This is a genomic window from Pseudoflavonifractor sp. 60 (assembly GCF_009911645.1).
Classification (GTDB): Bacteria; Bacillota; Clostridia; order Oscillospirales; family Oscillospiraceae; genus Lawsonibacter.
In genome coordinates this window covers 1-1,682 of the sequence record NZ_QWKI01000325.1, presented here as the reverse complement: position 1 = coordinate 1,682, position 1,682 = coordinate 1, and the positions used below count along the sequence as shown (strand labels likewise).

Genomic DNA, 1,682 nt, shown 5'->3' with positions numbered 1-1,682 from the left:
TGGAAGTCGATAATGGTCAGGTTGTAGTCCCCGGCGGAGGAGGTGACCTCGGTGGCGGTGCGCTCCGCCGCCTCCACTTCGCTGAGCAGCCCCCGCTTCAGGCCGATGATGTTCTCCGCGCTGCGCAGATAGTCCTGCTTCCGGGCCAGGAAGGACTTTTCCCGCAGCTCCGGGGAGAAGATGGTCAGCCCCACCGCCTCCGGGCTGTCGTCAATGCCCACAAAGAGCTTGTCCTCCAGCCGCCGCCGTCCGTCCCTTCCCCGGCGCAGCAGGTCGGCGGAGGCGATGATCCGGGACTGGCCCCGGTCGAACTCCCCGTTGAGCTGGGCCTCGCTGCGGTCGATGTTGTGGATCAGCCCCACCGCTGGGGCGTAGACGCTCACACCGTCCGGGGAGCCGTCCACACAGTTGGCCAGGGGCGTTTTCAGCCAGGCCAGCCCCAGGCCGCCCAGAGGCTCAAAGAAGGTGTACTCCTCGGGCAGAGCCTCGTACCGCCCCAGGGCGGCCAGGGGTACCGGCGTGCCCAGGGTCCCGGGCAGGTCGGAGCGGTAGAGCTGATTTCGGATGGTCAGCCGTCCAGCGGCGTCCAGGGTCCGGCGCTCCAGCAGAGTGTACCAGCTGCGGCCCTGGGCGGTGTACTCCACCGCGCCCAGGTCGGTGGGCCGTCCCTGTCCATCCCGGCCAAACACCAGGGTGTGGTCCCGGCTGACGACCGCAAAGGTAAATCCTCCCCCTGTGGGGACCGGTTTCAGCCAGGCCTCGCCGCCAATGAGGGCCAGCTGCATGGCCTCCCGCTTGACCCCGTCCAGGGCGGTGAGGACCTGCTGGGCAAAGCTGTCCTCTCCCGTTGCCTGGTACTCCCCGAAAGCGGTCTTGGTCAGCTTGGACACGATGGTGTAGGCAATGCGCTGGCAGGGGTCGCTCTCCTCGGTGGCCTCCCGGTGGTAGTACAGGTGGAACCACTCCTGAATGGCCTCCCGCATGGCCTGGGAGGTGCAGCTCTTGGCCCCGAAAGCGTCCTCCAGGCTGTAGGCGGTGTGCAGGGCGCTCCAGATGCTCATGTCTGACCTCCGTTCTGAATGACAATCCTGGACTCCGCCCGCAGACCCCGTTCCAGACCGTCTATGTAGGCGTTCAGCTCCCTGACCTCCTGCTCCTTCAGTTCCAGCTTTGCCTGGAGCATCCGGTTCTCAAAATAGACTGTGTCCTTGGCCCAGGCGGGCAGGAACCGCTCCAGCAGCCAGGTTTTCAGCTTCTTCATTTGCCCCTCCTCTTCCACACCGGCTCCAGAGCGTACCGCACCGCGTCAATGCTGTGGTTGGCCGCGTCGGGATAGCCCTCCAGCACCTCGCCGGTCTTGGGGTCTCGCTCGTATTCGTACTCGGAAAACTCCTTGGCCGTCTCCGGACACCGCTCCAGGTCAATGACAATGGCCGCCAGCGATTGCAGCCACTTGACGCCGTAGGCCACAGAGCCCGGTCCCTTTTGAGCCTCCCTCATGCGGAAGCCGTAGGCCTTGAAGTCGGCCACATTCCGGTCGCCGCCGCTGCCCGGGTCGGCCAGGATCAGGTCGTCCAGATGGTGCTTGATCTTCTCTGCCCAGGCGGCGTTGGACTGGCGGCAGCCCCGGAACTCCTCGAAGATGTACAGAGTCCTGGCCCCGCTGTCGTAGGCGCAGCCGG

General features: G+C 65.8%; 3 protein-coding genes. All 3 read right to left on the bottom strand.

Features of this window, described 5'->3' with window-relative positions; translation table 11 throughout:
- Positions 1-1,061 (bottom strand): hypothetical protein (locus D1646_RS22185; protein WP_160638499.1); only part of this gene is annotated, 1,061 nt, incomplete at its 3' end.
- A complete protein-coding gene (locus tag D1646_RS22180) occupies positions 1,058-1,261 on the bottom strand; it encodes a hypothetical protein (RefSeq protein ID WP_160638498.1) in 204 nt (67 codons plus the stop codon). The genes D1646_RS22180 and D1646_RS22185, both read right to left, overlap by 4 nt.
- On the bottom strand, positions 1,258-1,682 hold a 425-nt coding region (locus D1646_RS22175; protein WP_201754808.1), incomplete at its 5' end, for a terminase large subunit. The genes D1646_RS22175 and D1646_RS22180, both read right to left, overlap by 4 nt.